Below are 21,940 nucleotides of genomic sequence, written 5' to 3' on the forward strand. Positions count from 1 at the left end.
CGATGTGACAGGCGGTCCCGGGCCGGGCCGCAACCTCACGCCTCATCGGAGGCCACCATGGCCGGTCAGCCAGATTTCGCCCTGGACTACGACAAGCTGCACGCCATGCAGAAGGGGATGCACGAGCTCATCGAACGTGCCGGCGGCGAGGCCGATACCGCGTACGACACCATGAGCACCCTGTCTACCGACGAGCACGTTTCGATCTTCGGCAACGTGGATCTCGCCATCGTCTTCGGGGTCTTCTACCGCGACTCAAGGGCGCGCTTCGCGGAGGGCGAGGAAAAGCTGACCATGTTCGGCGACATGTTCGGGGGCCTCGCCGACGCGCTCTTCCAGCAGGACGGCATGCTCGCCGCGAGCGCCGCGAGCTCGGTCGCCAACGCGAAGGCGGACGACTGGCAGGCGCAGAAGGAAGCGCACGATGACTGGGTGCAGGACAAGACCGCCTGGAACGACTATCTGGACAGCATCGGCGCCGGCGACTACTTCCGCGAGCACCCGGACGCCGACATCTACGAGGTCTGCCAGGGAGAGGACCGACCCGAGTGGTGCAAAGACTGGGAGAACGACGAGAACCCCCCGCAGCCGCCCGGTCCTGAGCCCGATGAACCGCCGGCGGAGCCGCCGAGTGAGGTGCGTTACACCGGTCCCGACGGCAGCTCGGTCAAGATCGAGCTGTCGTACGACGACCACGACAACGTCATCAAGGAGGAGACGACGGTCACCTCCGCGGGTGGGGAGGTCGTCACCTTGAGCACCGCATACGACGGACCGCCGGAGCTCCACGAGACACCCGACGGGCGCTCCTACGACAGCCGTGACTACACCGTCGTCTCCGAGAGCCCGGACGGCATCAGAACGGTGGACCACTTCGCGATCAACGACGACGGATCCGGCACCCGCACGACCACCGAGTCGTACGTCGAGGACGGCGAGCGCATCACCGACAAGGAGACGTATTTCCGCGAAGGACCGTTCGACAAGTGGCACAGCGACCACGGTGGCGGGGAGTCCGGCGAGGATGAGGACGATGGGGGCGCCGAGATTCCCGAGTCTCCGTGGACGACCAACAAAATATGATCGGGTAAGAAAAACAACGAGACCCGATGCCGACCCAGCTCATGTCATGAGAGGAAGCACTGCACCATGGCCAACGTCTCCATCACTTACCAGGACGTCGAAGATTGTGCTGCCGAGATGCGCAGCGTCAACCAGAACACGCTCATTCCCGCCAAGGACGCGGCCAAGGCCGCGATCGACGACGGCATCGGCACCGACCTGATCATGCCGAAGACGGGCGCTGCCATCGAGGACATGTACAACCGCGTCCATCACAGCCTGACCCTGCTGTGCGACCAGGTCGAGTCGTTCGCCCATCAATTCGTTCAGATCAAGAACGGCATGATGGAGTTCGACCAGAAGTACGCCGAGAACATTCGCCAGCCGGCCTAGTGACCAGCTCGAAACGAGAATGAGGGAGGGCAGATGCCCGATATATCTGCCGATTACCAGGGTATCGCCGATACCAGCCACAAGATGAGCCAGCAGTGCGACATCATCGTGCCCGCGATCTACGGTCTCATCGGCAAGGTCAGTAATTTGCTCGACAACGGGCTGTATCTGGAGCAGGCGAGCCCCGCGCTGAACACCGCCTACACGGAGTTCAGCAAGTCCCTCCAGCAGGCGGCGTCCGCGATCCAGGTCTACGCCAACCTGCTCACCCAGATCAGCGATGCGTTCAAGACCCAGGACGCCGATATGTTCGCGGCGACCCTTTCGAGCATCGACGGCAAGGGCGGCTTCGAGACGAGCGCTGAGGAGGTGCACTCCGACAAGCCCGGCGTGCCGGACTGGAATCCGCCTCCCGGTGCCGGGGACACCGGAAGCTGGAGCGACGACCACACGGTGTACACCCCGGGTATCTCCCAGTCGAACAACGGCGGACCACAGGCCGTGCAACCCTGACCCCCCATTCGTGCCCGGGTGCCCAGGACGGCGGGCACCCGGGCACTCCTGTGCGCGGCTCCGGGTCACGGCCGCCGGGATATCCCCGGTTTCTCGATTCCGCTCACTCCTGGAACACGGTGTGCGGAACCTGCACCCCCACGGGGCGGCCGGCCTGGTCTGCGATCCACGCGCGCCCTGGCGCAGCCGCCGGGAGGAGGTGCTCGGGCGTCAGCCGGGCGCCGATCAGGTCTCCTTCACCCACGTGCTTCGGCCCCAGCAGGAGACCGCGCCGACCGCGCCGGGCCAGGCCGACCCAGCCGAGCGTGGTGCTCAGACCTTCGGCCGTACCGGCCGCCAGCAGCCCGAGACCGCGCTCCCGCCCGGCCGAGGCGACCGAGCGCAGCACCTGGTCCGCGCGCCCTGCCGTCATCAACTCGGCGTCGTCGACGACGAGAACCGTGGGACGCCCCTGCGCCGCCTCCAGCGCCTCGTTCACCGCCTCGGGCGGCGGATCCGGATGGTCGATGAGCCGGGCCAGGCCATGCTGGGTGAGCGCACGCAGCGGTGATTCCCTGGGGGTGAGCACGACCAGGGCGGTGCCTGCCATTGCCAGGGACAGGCACATCGCTGCCAGCGCGGTGGACCTGCCGCTGTGCGGAGGCCCGGCGACGATGTACGCGCCGCCCTTGGCGAAGTCGTGGCCCACCGCCCGTGCGTCGTCCCCGCCGATGCCGAGCAGTGCCCAGAGCGGGCGGCGGTTCTCCTCGGGGATCAGCTCCGCGGCCTCGTTGAAGCCGATCATCGCGGGCAGTTCGTCGACCCGGAACGGCCGTCGCTCCTGCGCCACGCCGGTGTCGCGTGCCGTGGCCTGCCGGCCGATGGCAAGCAGTGCGTCGGCCTGGTCGTCGCCTTTGGCCGCGGCGTTCAGTGGCAGGGTGAGGATCTGCCCCTCCGCGCCGCCCGGCCCGTGCCAGCCCCGGCCCGGCGGCACGTGCTGCGGCACCGCCTTGCGGTTGACGCCTATGAGGCCGAAGTCCATGCGGTCGGTCTGGCGCAGCAAGATCCGCCGGTCGTTGTGCTGTCCCGCCTGGCCGCCGAGGAGCCTGCGTTCGGAGGTGGCGATGACATGGATGCCGGCCGCGGCGCCCTCGCGTAGCAGGCGCATCAGCTCGTCCATCAGCCGGCCGCCGTCGAGCTTGTCCAGCGTCTCGTTGAGCGCGTCCCAGCCGTCGAGGAGCACCAGCAGGTGGGCGGGGCGCTCCGCGGCGGGCAGCTTGGCCCGCAGTTCCGTCAGGGAGCTGACGTTGTGCGTGGCGAGCATGCTCTGGCGCTCGGTGAGTTCGCTGAGCAGCCGCCGTACCAGGCGGCCGATTCGTTCGGTGTCGTGACGCGAGACGACCGCGCCGCAGTGGGGCAGCGACTCCAGCGGGGTGAGGCCGCCGCCGGCCGCGTCGATGCCGTAGATGTGGAGTTGGTCGGCGGCCAGGTGCAGGGCGGCGGAGCCGGCGATGGTCCGCAGCGTCTGCGTGCGGCCGGACCGGGGCGCGCCGATCACGTAGAGGTGGCCGAAGGTGGCGAAGTCGATGCTCCCCGGCGCGCGTTGCTGCTCATGCGGCAGGTCGAAGAGGACGTACGGCACGGGCGGCAGCCGCAGGACCCCGGGCGGGGGGCTCACGGAGGGCTCGCGCAGGGCGATCTCCTCTTCGAGCGGCGGGAGCCAGGGGGGCGGCAGCGGCTCGAAGCCGGGGAGCGCCGCTGTGGCCGCGCGGATGGCCTCGACCAGGACGGACAGGTCCGTCGGCGGGTCCTCTGCGGCCTCCTTCTGCGCGGCCGGTTCCGGCCCGGCGGTCACGGTCTCCTCGGGGTCGCCGCCGGCGACGGGGGGCAGCAGAACGGGCCGGCCGAGCGTCGACCAGGTCAGCTCGGCGCCGCGCACTGTCCGGGAGGCCGGGACCGCCGCCTCCGTGGTGTCCTCGGACGCGCGTTCCGCACCGACGAAGGCGGTCTGGAACGGGACCGGCGCGCCGTCGTCGCGGCGGACCAGCGCACGGCCGGGGGTTGCGGGCGAGATGCCGGCGGCGTTGTTGGAGCCGAGGATGTCCTGGCTCTCGGTGCGGTCGGTGACGCGCAGGGCGATGCGCAGGTTGGTGTTGGCGCGGATGTCGTTGCTGACGGCGCCTGCGGGGCGCTGGGTGGCCAGCAGCAGGTGCAGGCCGAGCGAACGGCCGCGCTGGGCCAGGCTGATCAGTCCCGGCACGAACTCCACCAGCTCACGCACCAGGGTGGCGAATTCGTCGATGATCACCAGCATGCGGGGCAGCGGCGGCAGTTCCGGCTCCCGGGCCCGCTTGGCGCGGTACTCCAGGTGGTCCTTGACGCCGACGTCGGCGAGCACCTGTTCGCGGCGGCGCAGTTCGGCGTCGAGGGAGGCCAGGGCGCGCTGCGTCAGGTGCCCGTCCAGGTCGGTGATCATGCCCAGGGTGTGCGGGAGCTTGGCGCACTCGCGGAACGCGGCGCCGCCCTTGTAGTCGATGAGCACGAAGATGAGTTCGTCGGGCCGGTTGACGGCGGCCAGTGAGGCGATCATCGTCTGGAGCAGCTCCGACTTGCCGGCGCCGGTGGTGCCGCCGATCAGGCCGTGCGGGCCGTCGGCCGCCAGGTCCAGGTGGGCCGTTCCCTCGAAGCCTGCGCCGACCACGAAGGCTGTGCTGGCGGGGAAGACCTCCCAGGCCCGTATCAGCGCCTCGGGGTTCGGCGGCTCCTGGCCGATCAGCGGCAGCAGCCGCAGCTCGGTGGGCAGTCCGCCGTCGTCGTCCACGCTCACGTCCCGGATCGGCGCCAGGGCGCGGGCCATCTCCTCGCACCACGCCGGTTCCACCTGGTCGGCGCGGACGTCGTCCACCGTGGGGACGCCGGAGGAGCGGATGGTGAGCCGGTCGGCCGCGGCGGAGACGACGGTCGTGCACTCCTCGGGCAGCCGGTTCGCCTGTTCCTCCATGCAGATGCTGTACACCCCGACGGCCGGTCCCTGGGTGAGGATGCTCACTACCCCGGGCATGTCGCGCAGCCGGTACGCGCCGTCCAGCAGGACGAGGATCTCCGGCGCGCCGCCGGAGGGTTCCTGCCGCTCCGCCGCCGCGGCGGCTCTGTTCTGGATGTCGGCGTACAGCTCGCTGATCCGCTGCGCGGTGGACTCCTCGTCGTTGCCCAGGCAGATCAACGGCTGCCCCCCAGGCCCTGGACGGCGCGGGCGCAGGTGCGGCAGCCAGCGCACCCAGGCCCAGTCGTCCGCGTGCCGGTCCTCGGTGAGGATGACGATCTGCAGGTCGCGGGGGCTGTGCAGCACGGCGGCCTGAGCCACGACCCAACGGGCCACGCCGCGCGCCGTCCGGTCGGTGCCGGTGAGCCCGACGACGCCGAGCCGGGGCAGCTCGGTGCCGATCGGCACGTCGGCCAGCCGCCAGTGCACCGTCTTGTGGTTCTGCTCCCTGGCCTGGTCGGAGATGCGCTTGAGCGAGGCGCGAGCCACCGTGCCCAGGCGCAGCGTGAGGTAGTCGGGGTGGTGCCGGCGGCGCTCCCACAGTTGGTGCCCGGGCCCGACGGCGGTGAGCAGTACGGCCGCCGGGTCCGGGGATGCGGTGTTGCGCTGGTGGCGTTCCTCGACGGTGGCCCGGTACATGCCGCGTTCGAGCGACGCGCGGCGCAGCCGGTAGCGTCGTAGTTGCTGCTGGAATTGCTTACGGTTGGCGCGTCGGCCCGTCACCCAGTTCCCGACCGCCATCAGCGGGCTGAAGGCGATGAGGATCAGGAAGTAGAAGGAACGGAAGACCAGGATCATGGCGATGCCCATGACCATCGGAGACATCATCAGCAGGAAGGGGAACGGCCGGGGGCCGGTCGGGGAGGGCGGTCCCGGCAGGCTGAGGTTCTCGGAGTCCAGGTGCGGGGTGATGCGCGGGGGGCGGTTGTACTCCAGGGTCATGCCGTCCGCGGCGGGCTTGACGGCGGCATCCGGCTCGAACGGCGGCGTCAACCGCAGCAGATGGTCGCCAAGTGCGAGATCGGCGTGAAGCGGCCACTCCCGCGAGCCGTCGTGTGGCGGCGGAAGCTGCCCAGGGGGTAGCAGCGGTGGCGGTTCTGGCAGGCCGTCGGGCCCGGCGGGCGGCGGCTCGACGCTGTGGCCGCCGGGACCTCCGTCCTCGCGTCCGGCGGGCTCCTCCTCGGTCAGTGGGGTGCCGGTCTCCGGGTCGACCGGGGGTGGGGGGGTGAGGCTACGCAGGCCGCAGCGGTCCGGGTCGGTGTCCTCGGGCAGCAGAAAGCTGGCGGAGCCGTCGACGTGCACAGTGATCCACGTGCCGCGCTCCGGAAGCCCCCCGCCTGCTCCCCCGCGGTGCCCGGACTCGCCGGTGCCGGCTATCGCGGCGTCCCCGCCGCCGTCCGCGGCGAGCCGGATGGCGCAGCCGCGGTCGGTGCCGGCCTCGTAGCTGCCGGGGGCGAGCCGCCACACGCGGCCGGCGCCCGGCCCCGAGACGTGCCGCAGCTCCAGCAGTCCGAGGTCGCCGGCCGGTGGCCGCCACGAGCGGGCGGCGCGGGGGCGGGGCGGGACCGGGGCGCCGAGGCCGAGCAGCGCACCGTCCCGGACGCCACCTACGCCGAGCGGCGCGTCGGCGTCGAGCGGGTGCTCGCCGAGGTACAGCCGAGGGCTGTCCAGCGCCGAACCAAGCTCGCCGACGGTGGCGTGCTCGGGCAGGTCGAGCAGGTGGTCGGTGATCCGGCCCTGTGGATCCGCGGCGGTTACGGTGAGCTTCACGGAAGAGTCCTCGGGTAGACGGCAGTTGTCAGCGTGCGGACGAAGTGGGCGAGAGGCCGAAGGCCGCGGACTCGCCCGGATGCCCGGCGTGCTCGTGTTCTTCCACGGGCTCCGCTTCGCTCTCCTCGTCGAGGTCGGACTCCGCCACCGGGGGGCCGTGCACGCGGGTGGCCTGCCGGGCCGGCACGACTTCCCCGGCCTCGTCCGCCGTTTCCGTCCAGGTCTCGTCGTCGTCCTCCAGCTCCGCGAAAGCGCGGTCTGCCTCCGGCCCCGTCGCTTCGCCGCCTGGCGGCGCGGGCGGCAGTGCGGGCGGGATGGCGAAGGCGACTTGGGCGATTGCCCTTCCGAGCGCGTTGCTCATGGCCAGCAGCGGCGTCCCGGCCAGGGCTACCTGACCGTGCTGGTCGGTCAGCAGGGTGCGCCGGTACCCGCGCGCCGCCCCCGGCAGCACGATCAGCGGGCCTGCCGGATCTCCGGGTGGCTCGGCGAGTTCGCCGGGCAGGGGGTCGGGCAGTTCCGCGGTGATGAGCGCGGGCGCGATCCCGTGCCGGGATCTGATGCGCTGTGCGGTGCGGTAAGCGTGACGGACCGGCTCGCCGGGGATCTGCGCGTGCACGCCCTCGGCGACCACGGCCAGCCCTTCCGGCAGCCGGGCGTCGAGCTGGGCGGCGACCGCCTGGTACAGGGCGAGGCGGGATCGGTGATCGCCCACGATGTCCAGCAGCCGCGGGCCGGTGGCGACGTCGAGGAACGTGCAGCGGCGGTCGGTGTCGCCGAGCGCGACGAGAACCGGAGGGGACTGCCCCGGCACGGGCACCACCGGCGGCAGGTCGAGGCGGTCCACACTCCACTCGTCGGGAGCCTCGTCCCACCACCAGGGCTCCTCCTCGGGTGGCGGGACCCGCCGGCCCGCCAGCAGCACCGTCACCGTGTCCGCGTCCACCAGCGCCGCGTACGGCCTGCCGCCGACCGGGGCGGCGGCCTGGCGCGCGGCGGCCAGGGCCCGTTCGGCATCCCGCCAGGTCTCCGTCGTGCCCAGAGCCCACACCAGGAAGCGCAGCGAGCGGCGGTGGCGAAGCCAGGCGCGGACAGGCGCGGCGAAGGCATGGCCGCTGATCGCGCACTCCCGGCGCACTCGCCGCCACGCGGCGCGCCAGCCGCCCATCCGCATCGCTATGAAACGGAGGATCAGGAAGACCACCAGCAGGACACCGAAGATGCCCAGCCAGCGGAAGATGGTGTCGCGATGCCGGCTGATGAACTCGATGGGGTCGGTTGTGTTCACGCCGCAAGCTCCTCACGCAGCATGGACAGCGCATAGTGCAGGCGCGACTTGACGGTGCCCGTGGGGATGCCCAGGAGACGCCCGGTCTCTTCCCGGGAGCGATCGAACAGGTGGACGTGGATCAGGACGTCCCGGTGGTGGGGGGCCAGGCGGGCCAGCAGGCCGACGACGACGACGCGGTCGATGACACCGTCGGCCACCGTATCGGTCCCTTCCTCGACCGCGTCGTCGGCGGCGGCGGAGCGTATGGTCGCAGGCTTGCCGCCGATCGGCACGAGCCTGCGGTCGCGGCGGTAGGCGTCGATCGCAAGGTTGCGGGCGACGGTGTGCAGCCAGGCGGCGAGATGATCCTCGTCTCGGGGAAACCCACCCTCTTCGTCGAGGAACTCCTCGGCCGAGAGCCATGCACGGAGCATCGTCTCCTGCACGATGTCCTCGGCCCGGTGTGTGTCCCCGGCAGTCAGCCGGCTGACGTATCTCAGGAGTCGGCTCCGGTACTGCTCGGCGGCGGACGACCGAACCTGTCGGCCACGGCCGCCGAGCCGCGCGACGGGCGCCTGTGTGGGAACGGGCTCCGCCGCCGGCGCCGGTTGAACGGCGGCAAGGGCGTGGGCTGGCTGAGCGTGAGACATCGCTTTTGGCTCCAACGGGTGCTGACCTGGGCTCGACGTCCGGTTCGTGATCCGGCGAGACGACGGTCCATGATCTTTGGGGTATTGGCACACCAGTACGAAACCGGCACGATATCCACGCCCGTACGGGCTTCGCATGTGCACATTGTGAGCCGGGAAGGCAGGAACTCTCCGCGTCCTGCTGAGACCCGGCCCGGCAGGGCGACCCTGAGCACATAGACACACAGGCACGACTCCCACACACTGCGAACCCGATTCGGTCAGGCACGGATCGCAATGGTCACGACTGCAAATACCGTCGACTCCTGCACCGGAGACGCCCCGTCGCGCGTCCGCAACGGAGCCCGCTCCCGCGGGAGACTGCAACGTAACCGGCCACCGGTGGGCCGGGAACGAGCAAAGGCAGTGCGGTTCCCACACGTGCCGGGGCAAGAGCCCAACGGGGATCCCTCGCCGCCTGGGCCCGGAGACCCTCTCACCCCTGGAATTGGCATATGCACTTGGCGCATTCGATCGACCGCTGGGCGCCGGCCGGTTGGCGGCCGGCCGTGGCAGCACCCACCGAAGGGCCATCCGCCCGTCGCCGTCGAGGTCACCGAGCAGCGCGCAGCGCCCCGGCTGACCCCGGCGTCGGGGCCACTTAATCCGAAAAGAAGGCGAATTAGTCCAGCCTCGCACCTCTTGCCCCCTTTCTGTCCACATGCCAACGTGAGTACTGAGGGTCGATATCGACGCGGACATGTCCCAGAGCGTCGCGCCTGCCCCCGCGTGTGGAGCCCTCGGATGAATCGGCCGCGTCGATATCGACCCGCAAGTCGATTGCGTACCTGGGAAATGCGAGTGCCGCCGATTCCCCGGTGTCGTCGCGGGCACCGGCCTCACCCGCCGCCGCTCCCCCTTCACCTCACCGTCGCCCGTGGTTTCGTCATTCTCGAAGCCGGCTCGTGGCGGCTTGCGGGGACAGCGATGACGTCAACAGGCAGATTCGGCTTGTGGGGCAGGAGTTGGGCGATAGCGCCGAGGGCGCCGTTGGACTCCCCAAGGGCCGCAGGATGCAGAGAGATCGGGGTGAGTGTGCGGCAGGGGGTACTCGCGTCGAGTTCGTGACGGATCGCGTTCATCAGCACCGGGCCGGTGTGGAGGAGTTCGCCCCCGACGACGATGGCCTCAGGGGAGATGACGTGGCAGAAGGTGGCCAGGGCCTGTCCGACGCGCCTGCCTGTGTCGCGCAGAATGCTGTTGGCGGTGATATCTCCGGCGTTCGCCGCGGCGCTCAGTTCGGACAGGCTGAGGGCGGTGCCGCCGGCCCTGCGGTAGGCATCGAGCACCGCGGGGATGCCGGCGACGGTCTGCAGGCATCCGGTACGGCCGCAGTTGCAGGGCGGGCCGTCGGGAGAGACGGCGATGTGCCCGACTTCGCCCGACAGGCCGTGCACGCCGTAGTGCAGCGTGCCACCGACCAGGAGCCCGCCGCTTATGGAGTGCGAGAGGTGCACGTAGAGCACGTCCCGACGACCGCTGGCGGCGCCCCATGTGGACTCGGCCAACGCCGCCAGCCGGGCGTGGCTGTCCAGCCGGGTGGTGGTTCCGAAGCGCCGGCTGACCAGCGCGGCCACCTCCCCGGTACGACCCTGCTGCCCCGGGCGGCGCACCGGTCCTGCCAGCCCCACACCCACCGCGTGCAGGGCCCCGGGCCGCGCGAAGTCGCCGGTAAGCCGGGCCAACAGCCGCCAGGCTGTCTCCACCCGCCCTTGCCACGACGCATCTGGGCCGTGCTCTTCGCCGGCCGTTCCGATGACGGTGTGGCAAGCGGTGTCGACCGCGGCGACCCGGACTACGTGGCGTCCGAAGTCGATTCCGACGACGCGGTTGGCGGTGGGGTTGATGGCCACCTGCTCGGCCGGCCGGCCCCGCGCGCGCCGCGAGGCCCGGGGCACCGACACGCTCAGCACACCGTCAGCCACCAGCGCGGCCACCACGTCGTAGAGCCGGGTACGCGACAGCCCGCTGGACGCGACCAGTTCGGCGCGGCTGAGCGGACCGCGCCGACGGAGCAGCTCCATCACCAGTTCCTCGTGTCGCGCGCGGACCCCGCGCACCCTGCGACGTACGTTCTCCCTGCGCAATGAGTGCCCCATCGAACCTTCCTCCCCGATCAGGAGACGCCGCGCCAGCGGCACGACGGGCAGCGCACCCCCGGACATGCCGCGCGACCCTCCACACCGTCAGATGCAGTGATCCGCCGACAAGTTCGCCGGCTGCGACGACAACCCCCAACCACCGCAAACCCGGAGCGGCACGCCGGTCACCACAGAACGGGCTCGATGCAGCGCTCCGTCTGCGGCACCGGCCGCACCGAGCCTCGTTCTCGGTGCAGGTTCTGTCGTTCCTGGTCACTGGCGCTTCGTTCATGATCAGGAGTTGAACCGAACGTCAGACAGCCCCCCGGGGGGTCACCGCCGTCGCCCCGGAAGTTCCGGTCTGTCGACCGGAGCCGGTCACGTGGTGTCCGGCCACCGGCCGTTGCGGTATCCATTGGACTGTTCACTGGAACGAGTCGCCGCAGGCGCAGGAACCCTTCGCGTTCGGGTTGTCGATCGTGAATCCCGACTTCTGCAGCGTGTCCTGGTAATCGATGCATGCCCCCTGCAGATGAGGGCCGCTCTTCGGATCGATCAGCATGGCGAACCGACCAAACCACATCACCGACATCTCATCCGAAGCGAGAGAAGCGCGCTGGGCTGCCGTCTCCGGATCGTCGCCTTCCACATGCTCCTCGTCGTCATGTTCAGCCAGCGCTCTGGCGAGGGCCTTCGCATACCGCTCAGTGAAGAAAAGTTGGTAGCGCAGCCCCGAGCAGCCGCCGGGTTGCACCGAGATCTGTAGTGCCACACCGGCCTCCTCGTGTCGCAGCAGATCGGTGACCTTAGCTACCGTTGCATCCGTGAGTTCCACCAGCCACGTCGACCTACCGAACGTCTCGTGCAACATGCAAAGCCTTCCTTCGCTCGACGCTCCGAACCCGGGCATCCGTGGGAACAACGGCCTCCTCCCTTGCCCGGGTTCACCGATGAGCGTGCGTGACTTGATTTACTCAGTTCGCCAGGCCGAGTCCAGCTTCGCCAGGGTCGGCCGCGAAGCCCCAGATGCGAGAAGCCGTGAGCGGATCAGCCCACCCGGATCGGAAATGGTCCCACCCTGGGCACATTAATCCCGCCCTTGCCGTCCTGTGAGCGTCTTGCCGTCGCGTAAGCTCTTGTCGAGACGCGTTCAACCGACCGCGCACAAGCAACTGAAAATAATCGTCAACTCGTGGCAGGAGTTCTGGAGAATCACGGGAAAGCACCAGCCAAGTGCTGCCGCAAGGAGTTCACACATGCCTCCGCCTCCACCGCTGAGCGTCGTCGAGTGGCGAGATTTCCTTCGCAGTTACAGCTCCGAGTTCCTGAACTCGGAGTACCTGCGCCAAGCCGATGAGGACGGGTTCAGGGAACGGCCGCTGGTGACTGAGAGTCAACGTCGGGCCAGGTGGCTGGGCTCTGAGCCGACGAGCGAAGAAGCGATCACTGCTGCTGAGCTGCGGCTCGGGGTGCGACTGCCGCCGACTTACCGGAACTTCCTGCTGGCCAGCAATGGCTTCAGCAGGATGTCCTATTCCCTCGATCTGCTCAAGGCTGAGCAGATCGAGTGGTTCTCCACAGCCGAACCCGACCTTCTCGATGCGTGGTCCGCACCGGACTTCGCGGCTTGGATCACCACGCTTGAGCGCTGTCTGCTGGTCTCCGATGACAACGGTGGGGCCGGCGGCCGCTGGTTGCTTCACACCGGCAACGCGGAGAACCGCGAGTGGACGGCGTACGAGTGGTGGCCCGGCTACGGAGTCGATCCAGAACCTTACGACAATTTCGCTGTACTCGTAACCAGCCTCTGGAGGAAGTCCACCAAACTGTGAAGCGAGAATGCCGGTTTGGTCGCCGCGCGGGTTCTCGTGCGAGGTCCCGGACTCCTGGTACTCCATCGCGCACTGCCTCGGTTTGATGACGGGGGCATCACCGTGGGGCGGCACCCGGTCCCCACGCGGATACACCTGCCACATCTCGCTCGTCCTCAAAGACCGAGCGAACCCCTTACTCATCGGTCAGGAAGCGCCGTGACCGCGTCTCCCAGCAGCGTCTCGTAGCCACGCCCGTCAAGCCATCGTGCGGTGACGTCGGCGTGGTCCTGACCGCCGGCGTCGAGCTGCGCCCACAGTTCCACGAGACGTGGCCGCGCATCGGCGCAGTAGACGCTCGCGAGCGCGGGCTCGTCGTCGCCAGCCGCCGAACGGGCCAGCACGGACGCCATGGTGAGCAGTTCGTTGGCGATCCTGTTGAGTGTGATCACCGCGTGCTGACGCGCGAAGAGGTCCTCGCGGTCCAGGTGGCGCTGGGTCAGTTTGCGGCACTCCCTGCCCAGCCGAGCCGCCTGCTCGGTCACGAACTCCACGTGTTCGGCGTCGTACTCGGCGACGGCCCGCCGGGCCGCCACCAACGCGTCGCCCGGGACGGGGGTGTAGGTCCGGTCGTAGTAGCAGTCGGTCAGCCGGATGCGCCCGGCCAGGTAGTCCACCAGGAAGTCGACCCCGCCGAGCACGCGCAGTCCTCGGGCGTCGCGATAGAAGCGTTCGACCGGCAGGGGTGTCGTCCCGCGGCGGGCCTTGCTCGCCGCGGTCTCGAGCCCCTCACCGCCGAGCAGCCCCACCGTCCGGTCCAGGACACGCCAGCACGTCAGCGAAGCGATGTTCTTGAGTGCCGCGTGTTCGTGCAGGAGGTCCGCGCCCCGGCCCAGCATCGTCCAGCGGGTGAACGACTCGATGGCGAACGTGTCGGCCACGGACAGCGCGACGGCGCGTTCGATCGCCTCGTATGCGGCGAGTGGCCGGTCATCGACACGTCTGCGGTTGACGAACTCGCGCTGCCACGCGAGGCACAGCTTCGCGATAGCGAGTGACGGCGGGACCACGCCCAACGTCCTGGCGAGGTAAATGAACTCCTTGACCCCGCGCCCGAACCCGTCCAGTTCCGCGCCGCTGAGCATGAGCGAGCGCGGTACGCGGACGTCGGTGAGCATCAGGTTCGCGATGGGGGCGCCGCCCAACCCCATGAAGTCCTGGCGGGTCACGACCTCCAGCCCGGGTGTCGTGGTGTCGACGAAGAACGAAGCACTCGACGGCACACCGTCGTCGACGACGGTAGCGGTGACGTCGAGGAGGTCGGCGACCGTGCCGTTGCCGATGAACACCTTCTCGCCGTTGAGCAGGTAGGCGTCGCCGCCCTCGGCCGGTGTCGCCGTGGTGTTCTGGCGGCTGTTGCCCGCGCCCGCCGGCTCCGTGTCGGCACGCCCGGAGAAGTTTCCCTCTACCACGTGTTCGCGGATCACCTCCCGCAGCGGGCCCTCTGGCAGCATCCGCAGGTACGCCCCCGCGCCCCACCCGTTGCCGGTGCTCATCACGTTCGCGACGGGTATCGACCAGCTCGCGGCCGTCTCGATGAGCCGGAATGCGTTGTAAGGGGACAGGCCGAGACCGCCGTCCTTCCGGTCCACCAGCAACCGGAGGTACCCCTTGGCGCGCAGCACCTCGACCAACTCGGCGGGCAGCTCGCGGGAAGTGTCCACCTGGGTCGGATCCACGTTCGCGCGCAGATGCTCGGTGAGCTCAATGACATGCTCGTCGCCGACCCGCCGGTCGGCGTCATCCTGCGTGGGGAACGGGTGGAGCAGGTCCCAGCGCAGGGTGCCGAGGAAGAGCTCGTTGGACAGGCTGACGCCGGGGTTCCGCTCACCGGGCGGATCCGTCGGCCGTGGACTGTACATCGCGGATCGAGTCGCGGATGATCCGAAGGACGCCGTCATGGTGTTCTCTCAGGTAGAAGTGACCGCCGGGCAGGATGCGCAGGTCCAGTGGGTGTGTGCTGTGGTCGGCCCACCCCGGCAAGTGGGCGGTTTCGTCGTCGTCCAGGCCACCCAGCGCGACGACCGGGACGTCCAGCCGCGCGCCGGGCGTGGGCCGGTAGGTGTCGAGGATCTCGGCGTCCGCCCGCATGCACGTCAGGACGATCCGCAGCATCTCCGGGTCGTCCTGGACGATGGCGGGCAGGTGCCCGAAGCCGGCCGCCCCGGCCGCCATCATCTGTTCGTCGGTGAGCTCGTGCGTTGGCGTCCGTAGTGGCTGCACGTGGGGTGCTCCCAGAGCGGACACGACCAGTAACACAGGAGTCGGCCGGCCGGCGTTCCGGAGTGCGCCCGCCACCTCGTAGGCGGTCAGGGCGCCGAGGCTGTGCCCGAAGAACGCGAACGGTGCCGCGAACTCCGCCTCGGCCACGACGGCCCGGACCAGCTCCGTCATCCTCGTGAACGGCGGCTCGGTGAGCCGGCCGCCCCGGCCGGGTGCCTGTACTCCGACCACCTCGACGTCGGTCAGCTCGTCGGACCAGCGCATGTACTCGCCGGGTGAGGCACCGCTGTGCGGGAAGCAGTACAGCCTCAGCCGGACGTCCGGTCGGCGCTTCCTGCACAGCAGCCAGGGCACTGCCATCAAGCCTCCCTCGTTTCCCGTTCCTTGAGCTGGGGCAGCAGCTCGGCGACGCTCGGCGAGAGGAGGATGGTGCGTACCGTGACCGCGATGCCGAAGTCGCGCTTGATCAGCCCGGCCAGCCGGGCGGCGATCAGCGAGTCACCGCCCAGCGCGAAGAAGTTGTCGTCGACCGCTACCTCGTCGAGCCCGAGCACCTCGCAGAACGCCGCCGCGAGCCGGCGTTCGTCCTCGGTGCCGGGCGGCCACGCCGTCGCGACCGGGCTCGGGTCGAGCGGTGCCGGCGCGGGCGGGGCGGAGACCGCTTCGGCGGACGGAGCGTAGTGCTCGCGCTGCCACGGGTAGGTGGGCAGCGAGACCCGGTGGGGGCGTACGTGATGCAGCCGTTCCCACTCCAGGGGCACGCCGTGGGACCAGAGGCCGCCGGCGGCGTCGAGCACCGCGTCCCGTGCGGAGGTCTCCTCGATGGCGTGCGGCAGGCTGGCGAGCAGGCCGTGCCCGGCCGAGGTCGTCCCCTGGTGCCGGGCCAGCGTGGTGAGTGTGCGTCCTGGTCCCACCTCGAGGAGCACACCGGGCGTCCCGCTGAGCGCTGTGGACAGTGCGGCACCGAAGCGCACGGTCCGCCGGAGGTGCTCGACCCAGTACCGCGGGTCCCGTGCCTGGTCCGGGGTGACGAGCCGGCCGTGCGTGTCGGAGATCCACGGCAGCGCCGGCGCCCGCAGTTCCATGCCCCGTACGCGGTCGCCGAACTCGGTCAGCACGGAGTCGACCAGGTGGGAGTGGGCGGCGCTGAAGACCCGGAGCCTGCGGGTCTCGATCGTGCGCCCGGTCAGCTCCGCCTCGAACGCCGCTACTGCGGCCGCGGGCCCGGACACCACGCACTGCTCGGCGCCGTTGACCGCCGCGACGGACAGCTCTGCGGGCAGCACCGCCTCGATCTCGGTCTCGGACAGCGGGACCGCCAGCATCGCCCCGTCCGGGAGGCTGCCGAGTAGCCTGCCTCGGGTGACGACGAGGTCCAACGCGTCCGCCGTGGAGAGCACGCCCGCCTCGCAGGCCGCCGCGTACGCGCCGAGACTGTGTCCCAGCACGCTCGTCGGCGCCACGCCCCAGGACCGCCAGAGGCCGGCGAGCGCGTGCTCCAGTACGAAGAGCACGGGTTGCGCTAGTTCCATGGTCTCCAGGTGTTTCCGAGTTGCCTCGAACGCCCGTGGTTCATTCGGGTCCGCGAGCAGCGTCGTCCGTACCGCCGCGCCCAACTCCGCGTCGAGCAGGTCGACGCAGGTGTCGACTCTGTCGCTGAACGCGGTGGACCACGCGTACAGCTCGCGCCCCATCCCCGGGTGTTGGCCACCCTGGCCGGGGAACAGGAAGGTGACCGCTGGCGGGGAGCCACCGTCTCGGGCGCGGCCCGCCGTCGCACGCAGCGACCGGGTTGCCGCACTGGGGTCGGAGGCGACGACATGGGTTCTGTGCTCGTGCTCGCGCCGGCCGGTCTGGAGTGTCCACGCGACATCCGCGAGCACGACTCCGGGGTTCGCCGCGAGGTGGTCGGCCAGTCGTGTGACCGCGTCGGCGAGGGCCTGCCGGCTCCGCGCTGACAGCGGCAGGAGCTGCGGTCCGGCGTCGGGCATCCGCCGCCGCGGCTCGGGTGCCTGTTCCAGGACGACATGAGCGTTGGTGCCTCCAATGCCCAGCGAGTTCACCCCGGCTCTGCGCGGGGCGGCAGACTCCGGCCACGGCGTCAGCTCGCTCGCCACCACGAACGGGCTGCCGTCGATCTCCTCGTTCGGCTCCTCGACGTGCAGGCTGGCCGGGATGACGCCGTGCTCGACGGCCAATGCCGCCTTCATGAGCCCGATGACGCCGGAGGCGGTGTCGGTGTGCCCGAGGTTCGACTTGACCGACCCGACGCGGCAGTACCCGACGCGATGGGTGCCGGCGCGGAACGCCGAGTCGAGGGCACGGATCTCGATCGGGTCTCCCATGGCGGTGCCGGTGCCGTGCGCCTCTACGTATCCGACCGTGGCGACGTCTACACCGGCGACGGCGTACGCGGTCCCGATCGCCGCGGCCTGCCCGGTCACACTCGGCGCGGTGAAACCGACCTTGTCGAGGCCGTCGTTGCTCACGGCGGAGCCCCGGATCACCGCGTGGATGTGGTCACCGTCCTGAAGGGTGTCGGGCAGGTGCTTGAGGACGACGACACCCGCGCCGTCCGCGCCGACCGTGCCACGCGCCCGTGCGTCGAAAGATCGGCAGTAGCCGTCCGGCGCGAAGATCCCGCCCTCCTCCGGGATCGCGACCGGGTACGGGGCGCGGATGCTGACCCCGCCGGCCAGCGCGATGTCGCACTCGCCGGCGAGCACAGCCTGCACGGCGAGGTGGACGGCGACGAGCGAGGTGGAGCACGCCGTCTGCACCGTGACAGCCGGACCGCGCAGGCCCAGCTTGTAGGCCGCCCGTGTGGTCAGGAAGTCGGCTCCGGTCGCGAGCTGCACGTGCCACTCCGGCACCGTCCCGCCCACGGCGTGGTCCCTCCTCACCCGGTCCGCGTGGGAGCTTGCGCCACTCCCCCCGTACACACCGATCAGGCCGGTGTACCGCACCGGGTCACAGCCTGCGCACTCCAGTGCCTCCACGCAGCACTCGAGGAACACCCGCTGCTGAGGGTCGAGCAGCAGCGCCTCCGCCGGGGAGTAGCCGAAGAAGCCGGCGTCGAACCACTCCGCCTCCGGGGTGACGCCGTAGGCGGGCACCGCGTGCCCGTCACCCGCCTCGGGGAATCTGGTGATCAGGTCGTCCCCGGCGAGGAGGTGTCGCCAGAGATCGTCGACGTCCCTTGTCATGGGGAAGCGCCCCGCCATCGCGATGATCGCGACCGACGTGCTTTCAAACTCCGGGTCGCTCACGAGTGATCGACCGCCTCACGGAGACTTCTCGGGCGCATGTCCTTCCAGACCTCGTCGATGTGCGCCAGGCAGTGAGCCCTCGACCCGCGGACCGGCTCGTCGGTCCAACCCGGCGGCCTGGGCAGTTCGGCCGGCCAGATCGAGTACTGGTCCTCGTGGTTGCGCACCACGACGAAGTCCGTGCGCTCGTCGAAGGGCATGGTCAGTTCCCCCTCTCCCGGGCTGCCCTGCGCCGCTCGCGGGAGCGGGCCCGGCGTGTGCCGCCCCGCTGCGTCGGCCGCCGTTCGTTGCGCCGGTCGCCAAAGAGCTGGGCGGCCAGCGCCACGATGCTGGGATGCTCGTAGAACGCGACCAGCGGAAGCTCCTGTCCCAACGCTTGTTCGGCGCGGGCGTGGACGACCGCGAGTGTCAGGGACTGGCCGCCCACGTCGAAGAAGTTGTCGTGCACAGTGATCCGGTCGATCTTCAGTACCTCCCGCCAGATGTCGGCCAGCAGATCCTCCAGTGCCGCCCGCGACGGTAGGTTCGGGACCAGGGCAGGACCGCGCCTGCCCGTTACCGCCGCCCGCCGGCCGCCCGCCGGTGGCAACTGCGGGAGCAGCCGCCACATCCCGCTCTCCGGCGCGGCGAGGGCACTGGAGAGGAGCTCCCGGTAACGGCCTGCCAGCCGGCCTGCGTCCCTCTCCCCGAGCACCCCGGTGTCGTAGGTGAGGGTGACCTCGTGTTCGTCGCTGTCCGATCGCGGCGTCACCGACATGCTCAGGTCGAACTTCGTGGTCACCGGGGCGACGGAGACGAGTTCCACCGTCAGTCCGGTCAGCTCGGGCGGCGACTGCGGCGCGGTCTGTGCGGTGAAGCCGGTCTGCACCAGAGGCATCCGACCCGCTGTCCTTTCCGGACGTACGGCCTCGACGATGCGGTCGAAGGGCACGTGATCGTGGGTCAGAGCGTCCAGCGTGGACTCTCGGACGTGTGCCACGAGCTCCCTGAAGTCCCGAGGCCGGCTGAGGTCGATCCGGATGGGGATGGTGTTGGCGAACAGGCCGACGGTGTCGTAGAGCGCAAGGCGGGGCCGTCCGGCGACCTGGGTGCCGACCAGCAGCTCCCGGCTGCCGATGTGGTGGGCAAGCAGGAGGGAGTACGCCGCGAGCTGCACGGCGAAGGTGGTCGTTGACAGCATGCGGGCCAGCGCCGCGACACCGGCGACGGTACTCGCCGGCAGGTGACACAGGACCTGGGCGCCACGCGCCGACCGATCGCCGGACATGGCGAGTGTGGTCGGCGCACCGTCGAGGTACTCGCGCCACCAGTTGAGCTGGCGCTCATCTGACGGCAGGTCGCGTTGCCTCCTGGCGTGGTCGGCGTACCGCACGGCTGGTTCCGGCAGCGGCGCGGGTTCGCCCTCAGGCGTGTAGTAGTGCGCCAGCTCCCGAAAGATCACATCGACGGACCAGCCGTCGCAGACGGCGTGGTGCAGGAACAACCCGACGACGTGCTCCTGCTCGTCGACGTGGATGACGCGAAGGCGGACCAGCGGGCCGGCCGCCAGGTCGAACGGTTCGGCCGCCCACTCCCGCACCAGGGCGTCAGCCACCGTCCTGCTCGCGGCCGGGGGAAGCGGGGTGAGGTGGACCGCATCAAGGGGGAGCGAGAAACCCGGGATGACACGTTGCCAGGGAATTCCGTCGGGACCTTCGGAAAAAGTCGTGCGCAACACATCGTGCCGATCGACAACTCGTTGAAAAGCGCTGTGGAGTGCCTTTACATCGAGTTCGCCATACAGGCGCAGCACCACGTCGAAGTTGTAGGTGGAACCGCCCGGGTCGAGGCGGTCAAGAAACCATAATTGTTGCTGCGCGCACGAAAGGGGCGCACCTCCAGTGGCTCCGGCTATCACAGTCACAGCATGTTCAGCGGCCTGCGGGGTGTCAACGGTAATGGTCTCAACGGTTCCCAAACCTGGGCTATACACAAACGAGAACCGGGGCCGGCAGAATGGCGGTGTGACGCATACCTCGGAGAACACCGTCACCGTGGTGAAGGCGGTTTGGGCCGACGCACTGGGCATCGACCACATAGCACCCGACGACGACTTCCTGGAACTGGGGGGGCATTCGCTGCTGGCCATGCGCATCACCGCCAGGGTGAGCGAGGAGTTCGACATCGACCTGCCCATGCCGGTCCTCCTCCGGCACCCTACGCTCAGCCGGTTCACGGCCGCGGTGGAGCGGGCGGTGCGGGAAAAGCACGGCGAGGGGACGTGATGACGGCCGACACCAACGAGTTGGTGATACACCGTGTCTTCGCGGAGCAGGTCGCCAGGACCCCCCATGCCCCGGCACTCGTGTGTGGTCGCACCCACCTCAGCTACGCCGAGGTCAACGGCCGGGCCAACCGGATAGCCCGGCTCCTGATCTCCCGGGGAGTCGGCGACGAGCACCGGGTGGCGCTTCTGCTCGAGCCGTCCACGGACTACGTGCTCGCGATCCTGGCCGTCCTCAAGGCGGGTGGCTGCTACGTGCCGCTGGACACGAACCACCCGCCCGCGCGGGTGGCTGCCGTCCTGGCCGACACCGAGCCCGCGGTCGTCGTCACCACCCGTGCGCTCGCGGAGCAGGCCGCCCCGTACCCGACGGTGTGCCTCGACGACCTGGCACTGCTCGCCGAGCAGGACAAGCGCGACCCCGACCCGCGTGGCGACCCCGACAGCCTCGCCTACGTGGTGCACACCTCCGGCTCGACGGGCAGGCCCAAGGGCGTGATGGTGCGCCACCGCAGCGTGGTCCGCCTCGTCCGGAACGCGACCTGGGTCCGGCTGGGCGACCGAGAGGTCATCCCGCTCCTCACCTCGATCTGCTTCGATGTCTCGATGTTCGAGATCTGGGGCGCACTGCTCAACGGCGGGCAGTTGGTCGTAGCACCCGGCGCCACCAGGTCGCTGCGTACCCTCGGAAAGGTGGTCTCCGACCACGGCGTGACCACCATGTGGCTCACCGCGGGGCTCTTCCACGTGGTGGTCGACGAGGGCATCCAGCACCTCGCCGGGGTAAAGCAGCTCCTCGCCGGCGGGGAGGCCCCGTCGGCCAAACACGTGCGCAAGCTCCTGGACGCGTATCCAGGCATGCGGTTCGTGAACGGCTACGGGCCCACGGAGGCGGGGATTTTCGCCGCCACGCACACCGTGCTGACCGGCGCTGAGGCGGGCGAGTCGGTTCCCATCGGGAGCCCCGTGCCCGGCGCGTATCTGCGCGTCCTCGACGACATGCTCCACCCGGTGCCCGACGGGATCACCGGGGCGCTGTACATCGGGGGCACGGGCCTGGCCCGTGGCTACCTCGGACGCCCCGGACTTTCCGCGGAGCGCTTCGTACCCGACCCGTTCGCCGCCGAGCCCGGCAGCAGGCTGTACGCGACGGGCGACCTTGTCCTGCGCCGCGGGGACGGGTTGATCGAGTACCTCGACCGCATCGACCGGCAGGTCAAGATCCGCGGTTTCCGGGTCGAGCTCGGGGAGATCGAAGCCACCGTCCGCCGCCATACCACCGTGCGGGACGTGGTGGTGGCCACGCACGGCGACACGCCGGAGACCCGGATACTCGTCGCCTACCCCGTGCTGGAGCCGGCCGGGGACGATGCACTGGCCGCGGTGCGGTCCTGGCTGCTCGACGAGCTGCCGGGCCACCTGATACCCCACGTGTGGCGGCCGTTGTCCAGACTCCCCCTGACCGCGAACGGCAAGGTCGACCGGCGTGCGCTCCCCGCGCCCTTCCCGAGGTGACC

General features: G+C 70.0%; 16 protein-coding genes. 6 read left to right on the top strand and 10 right to left on the bottom strand.

Annotated features, from left to right (window positions below):
- The first annotated feature begins 57 nt into the window (after positions 1-57).
- The 3 genes from O7599_RS05735 to O7599_RS05745 all read left to right on the top strand — a co-directional run bounded on the left by O7599_RS05735 (position 58) and on the right by O7599_RS05745 (position 1,968).
- Entirely contained in the window at positions 58-1,083 is a 1,026-nt protein-coding gene (locus O7599_RS05735; protein ID WP_281620999.1) for a serine/arginine repetitive matrix protein 2, read from the top strand.
- 66 nt (positions 1,084-1,149) lie between these two features.
- Entirely contained in the window at positions 1,150-1,455 is a 306-nt protein-coding gene (locus O7599_RS05740) for a hypothetical protein (protein ID WP_281621000.1), read from the top strand.
- Positions 1,456-1,488: 33 nt separating this feature from the next.
- On the top strand, positions 1,489-1,968 hold the full coding sequence (locus O7599_RS05745; RefSeq protein WP_281621001.1) for a hypothetical protein: 480 nt from the start codon (positions 1,489-1,491) through the stop codon (positions 1,966-1,968).
- 103 nt (positions 1,969-2,071) lie between these two features.
- Here the strand turns inward: O7599_RS05745 and O7599_RS05750 are convergent, their stop codons facing one another.
- From O7599_RS05750 to O7599_RS05770, 5 genes are all read right to left on the bottom strand, one after another.
- Positions 2,072-6,760, bottom strand: coding sequence for an FtsK/SpoIIIE domain-containing protein (locus O7599_RS05750; protein WP_281621002.1), 4,689 nt, complete (start codon positions 6,758-6,760; stop codon positions 2,072-2,074).
- A gap of 28 nt (positions 6,761-6,788) precedes the next feature.
- The gene (locus O7599_RS05755; protein ID WP_281621003.1) at positions 6,789-8,045 is read right to left on the bottom strand and encodes a hypothetical protein; all 1,257 of its coding nucleotides are present in this window, start codon (positions 8,043-8,045) and stop codon (positions 6,789-6,791) included.
- Positions 8,042-9,418, bottom strand: coding sequence for an RNA polymerase sigma factor (locus tag O7599_RS36875; RefSeq protein ID WP_348652587.1), 1,377 nt, complete (start codon positions 9,416-9,418; stop codon positions 8,042-8,044). The genes O7599_RS05755 and O7599_RS36875 overlap by 4 nt, the downstream gene beginning before the upstream one ends.
- A 158-nt stretch (positions 9,419-9,576) precedes the next feature.
- The gene (locus tag O7599_RS05765) at positions 9,577-10,740 is read right to left on the bottom strand and encodes an ROK family protein (RefSeq protein ID WP_281621005.1); all 1,164 of its coding nucleotides are present in this window, start codon (positions 10,738-10,740) and stop codon (positions 9,577-9,579) included.
- A 481-nt stretch (positions 10,741-11,221) separates the two neighbouring features.
- Entirely contained in the window at positions 11,222-11,668 is a 447-nt protein-coding gene (locus O7599_RS05770; protein ID WP_281621006.1) for an iron-sulfur cluster assembly accessory protein, read from the bottom strand.
- 385 nt (positions 11,669-12,053) lie between these two features.
- Here O7599_RS05770 and O7599_RS05775 point away from each other — a divergent pair, with 385 nt between their 5' ends.
- Positions 12,054-12,629, top strand: coding sequence for an SMI1/KNR4 family protein (locus O7599_RS05775; RefSeq protein WP_281621007.1), 576 nt, complete (start codon positions 12,054-12,056; stop codon positions 12,627-12,629).
- Between the two features lie 179 nt (positions 12,630-12,808).
- Here O7599_RS05775 and O7599_RS05780 read toward each other — a convergent pair whose 3' ends face one another.
- The 5 genes from O7599_RS05780 to O7599_RS05800 are packed head-to-tail and all read right to left on the bottom strand — an operon-like array spanning position 12,809 to position 20,237.
- Positions 12,809-14,530, bottom strand: a complete 1,722-nt coding sequence (locus O7599_RS05780) for an acyl-CoA dehydrogenase family protein (RefSeq protein ID WP_281621008.1) — start codon at positions 14,528-14,530, stop codon at positions 12,809-12,811.
- Entirely contained in the window at positions 14,496-15,251 is a 756-nt protein-coding gene (locus tag O7599_RS05785) for an alpha/beta fold hydrolase (protein WP_281621009.1), read from the bottom strand. The genes O7599_RS05780 and O7599_RS05785 overlap by 35 nt, the downstream gene beginning before the upstream one ends.
- Positions 15,251-18,160 (bottom strand): beta-ketoacyl synthase N-terminal-like domain-containing protein, encoded by a 2,910-nt coding sequence (locus O7599_RS05790; RefSeq protein WP_281621010.1) that lies wholly within the window; start codon positions 18,158-18,160, stop codon positions 15,251-15,253. The genes O7599_RS05785 and O7599_RS05790 overlap by 1 nt, the downstream gene beginning before the upstream one ends.
- Entirely contained in the window at positions 18,157-18,360 is a 204-nt protein-coding gene (locus tag O7599_RS05795) for an MbtH family protein (protein ID WP_281621011.1), read from the bottom strand. Before O7599_RS05795 ends, O7599_RS05790 begins: the two co-directional genes overlap by 4 nt.
- Positions 18,361-18,362: 2 nt before the next feature.
- Positions 18,363-20,237 (bottom strand): condensation domain-containing protein, encoded by a 1,875-nt coding sequence (locus tag O7599_RS05800; protein ID WP_348652588.1) that lies wholly within the window; start codon positions 20,235-20,237, stop codon positions 18,363-18,365.
- On the opposite strand from O7599_RS05800, the gene O7599_RS05805 reads away from it, so the two are divergent.
- Positions 20,164-20,424, top strand: coding sequence for an acyl carrier protein (locus O7599_RS05805; RefSeq protein ID WP_281621013.1), 261 nt, complete (start codon positions 20,164-20,166; stop codon positions 20,422-20,424). The two genes, O7599_RS05800 and O7599_RS05805, sit on opposite strands and share 74 nt — an antisense overlap.
- Complete coding sequence (locus O7599_RS05810) at positions 20,424-21,938, top strand: amino acid adenylation domain-containing protein (RefSeq protein WP_281621014.1); 1,515 nt, start codon at positions 20,424-20,426, stop codon at positions 21,936-21,938. Before O7599_RS05805 ends, O7599_RS05810 begins: the two co-directional genes overlap by 1 nt.
- Positions 21,939-21,940 lie beyond the last annotated feature (2 nt).

It is taken from the genome of Streptomyces sp. WMMC500 (assembly GCF_027497195.1).
GTDB lineage: Bacteria > Actinomycetota > Actinomycetes > Streptomycetales > Streptomycetaceae > Streptomyces.

Excerpts from the sequence above, each read along its gene's own strand:
- O7599_RS05800 (WP_348652588.1), bottom strand. The coding sequence starts at position 20,237 with ATGTGGTCGATGCCCAGTGCGTCGGCCCAAACCGCCTTCACCACGGTG.
- O7599_RS05810 (WP_281621014.1), top strand. The coding sequence starts at position 20,424 with ATGACGGCCGACACCAACGAGTTGGTGATACACCGTGTCTTCGCGGAG.
- O7599_RS05765 (WP_281621005.1), bottom strand. The coding sequence starts at position 10,740 with ATGGAGCTGCTCCGTCGGCGCGGTCCGCTCAGCCGCGCCGAACTGGTC.
- O7599_RS05780 (WP_281621008.1), bottom strand. The coding sequence starts at position 14,530 with ATGTACAGTCCACGGCCGACGGATCCGCCCGGTGAGCGGAACCCCGGC.
- O7599_RS05745 (WP_281621001.1), top strand. The coding sequence starts at position 1,489 with ATGCCCGATATATCTGCCGATTACCAGGGTATCGCCGATACCAGCCAC.
- O7599_RS36875 (WP_348652587.1), bottom strand. The coding sequence starts at position 9,418 with ATGTCCGCGTCGATATCGACCCTCAGTACTCACGTTGGCATGTGGACA.
- O7599_RS05735 (WP_281620999.1), top strand. The coding sequence starts at position 58 with ATGGCCGGTCAGCCAGATTTCGCCCTGGACTACGACAAGCTGCACGCC.
- O7599_RS05785 (WP_281621009.1), bottom strand. The coding sequence starts at position 15,251 with ATGGCAGTGCCCTGGCTGCTGTGCAGGAAGCGCCGACCGGACGTCCGG.
- O7599_RS05740 (WP_281621000.1), top strand. The coding sequence starts at position 1,150 with ATGGCCAACGTCTCCATCACTTACCAGGACGTCGAAGATTGTGCTGCC.
- O7599_RS05795 (WP_281621011.1), bottom strand. The coding sequence starts at position 18,360 with ATGCCCTTCGACGAGCGCACGGACTTCGTCGTGGTGCGCAACCACGAG.
- O7599_RS05775 (WP_281621007.1), top strand. The coding sequence starts at position 12,054 with ATGCCTCCGCCTCCACCGCTGAGCGTCGTCGAGTGGCGAGATTTCCTT.
- O7599_RS05770 (WP_281621006.1), bottom strand. The coding sequence starts at position 11,668 with ATGTTGCACGAGACGTTCGGTAGGTCGACGTGGCTGGTGGAACTCACG.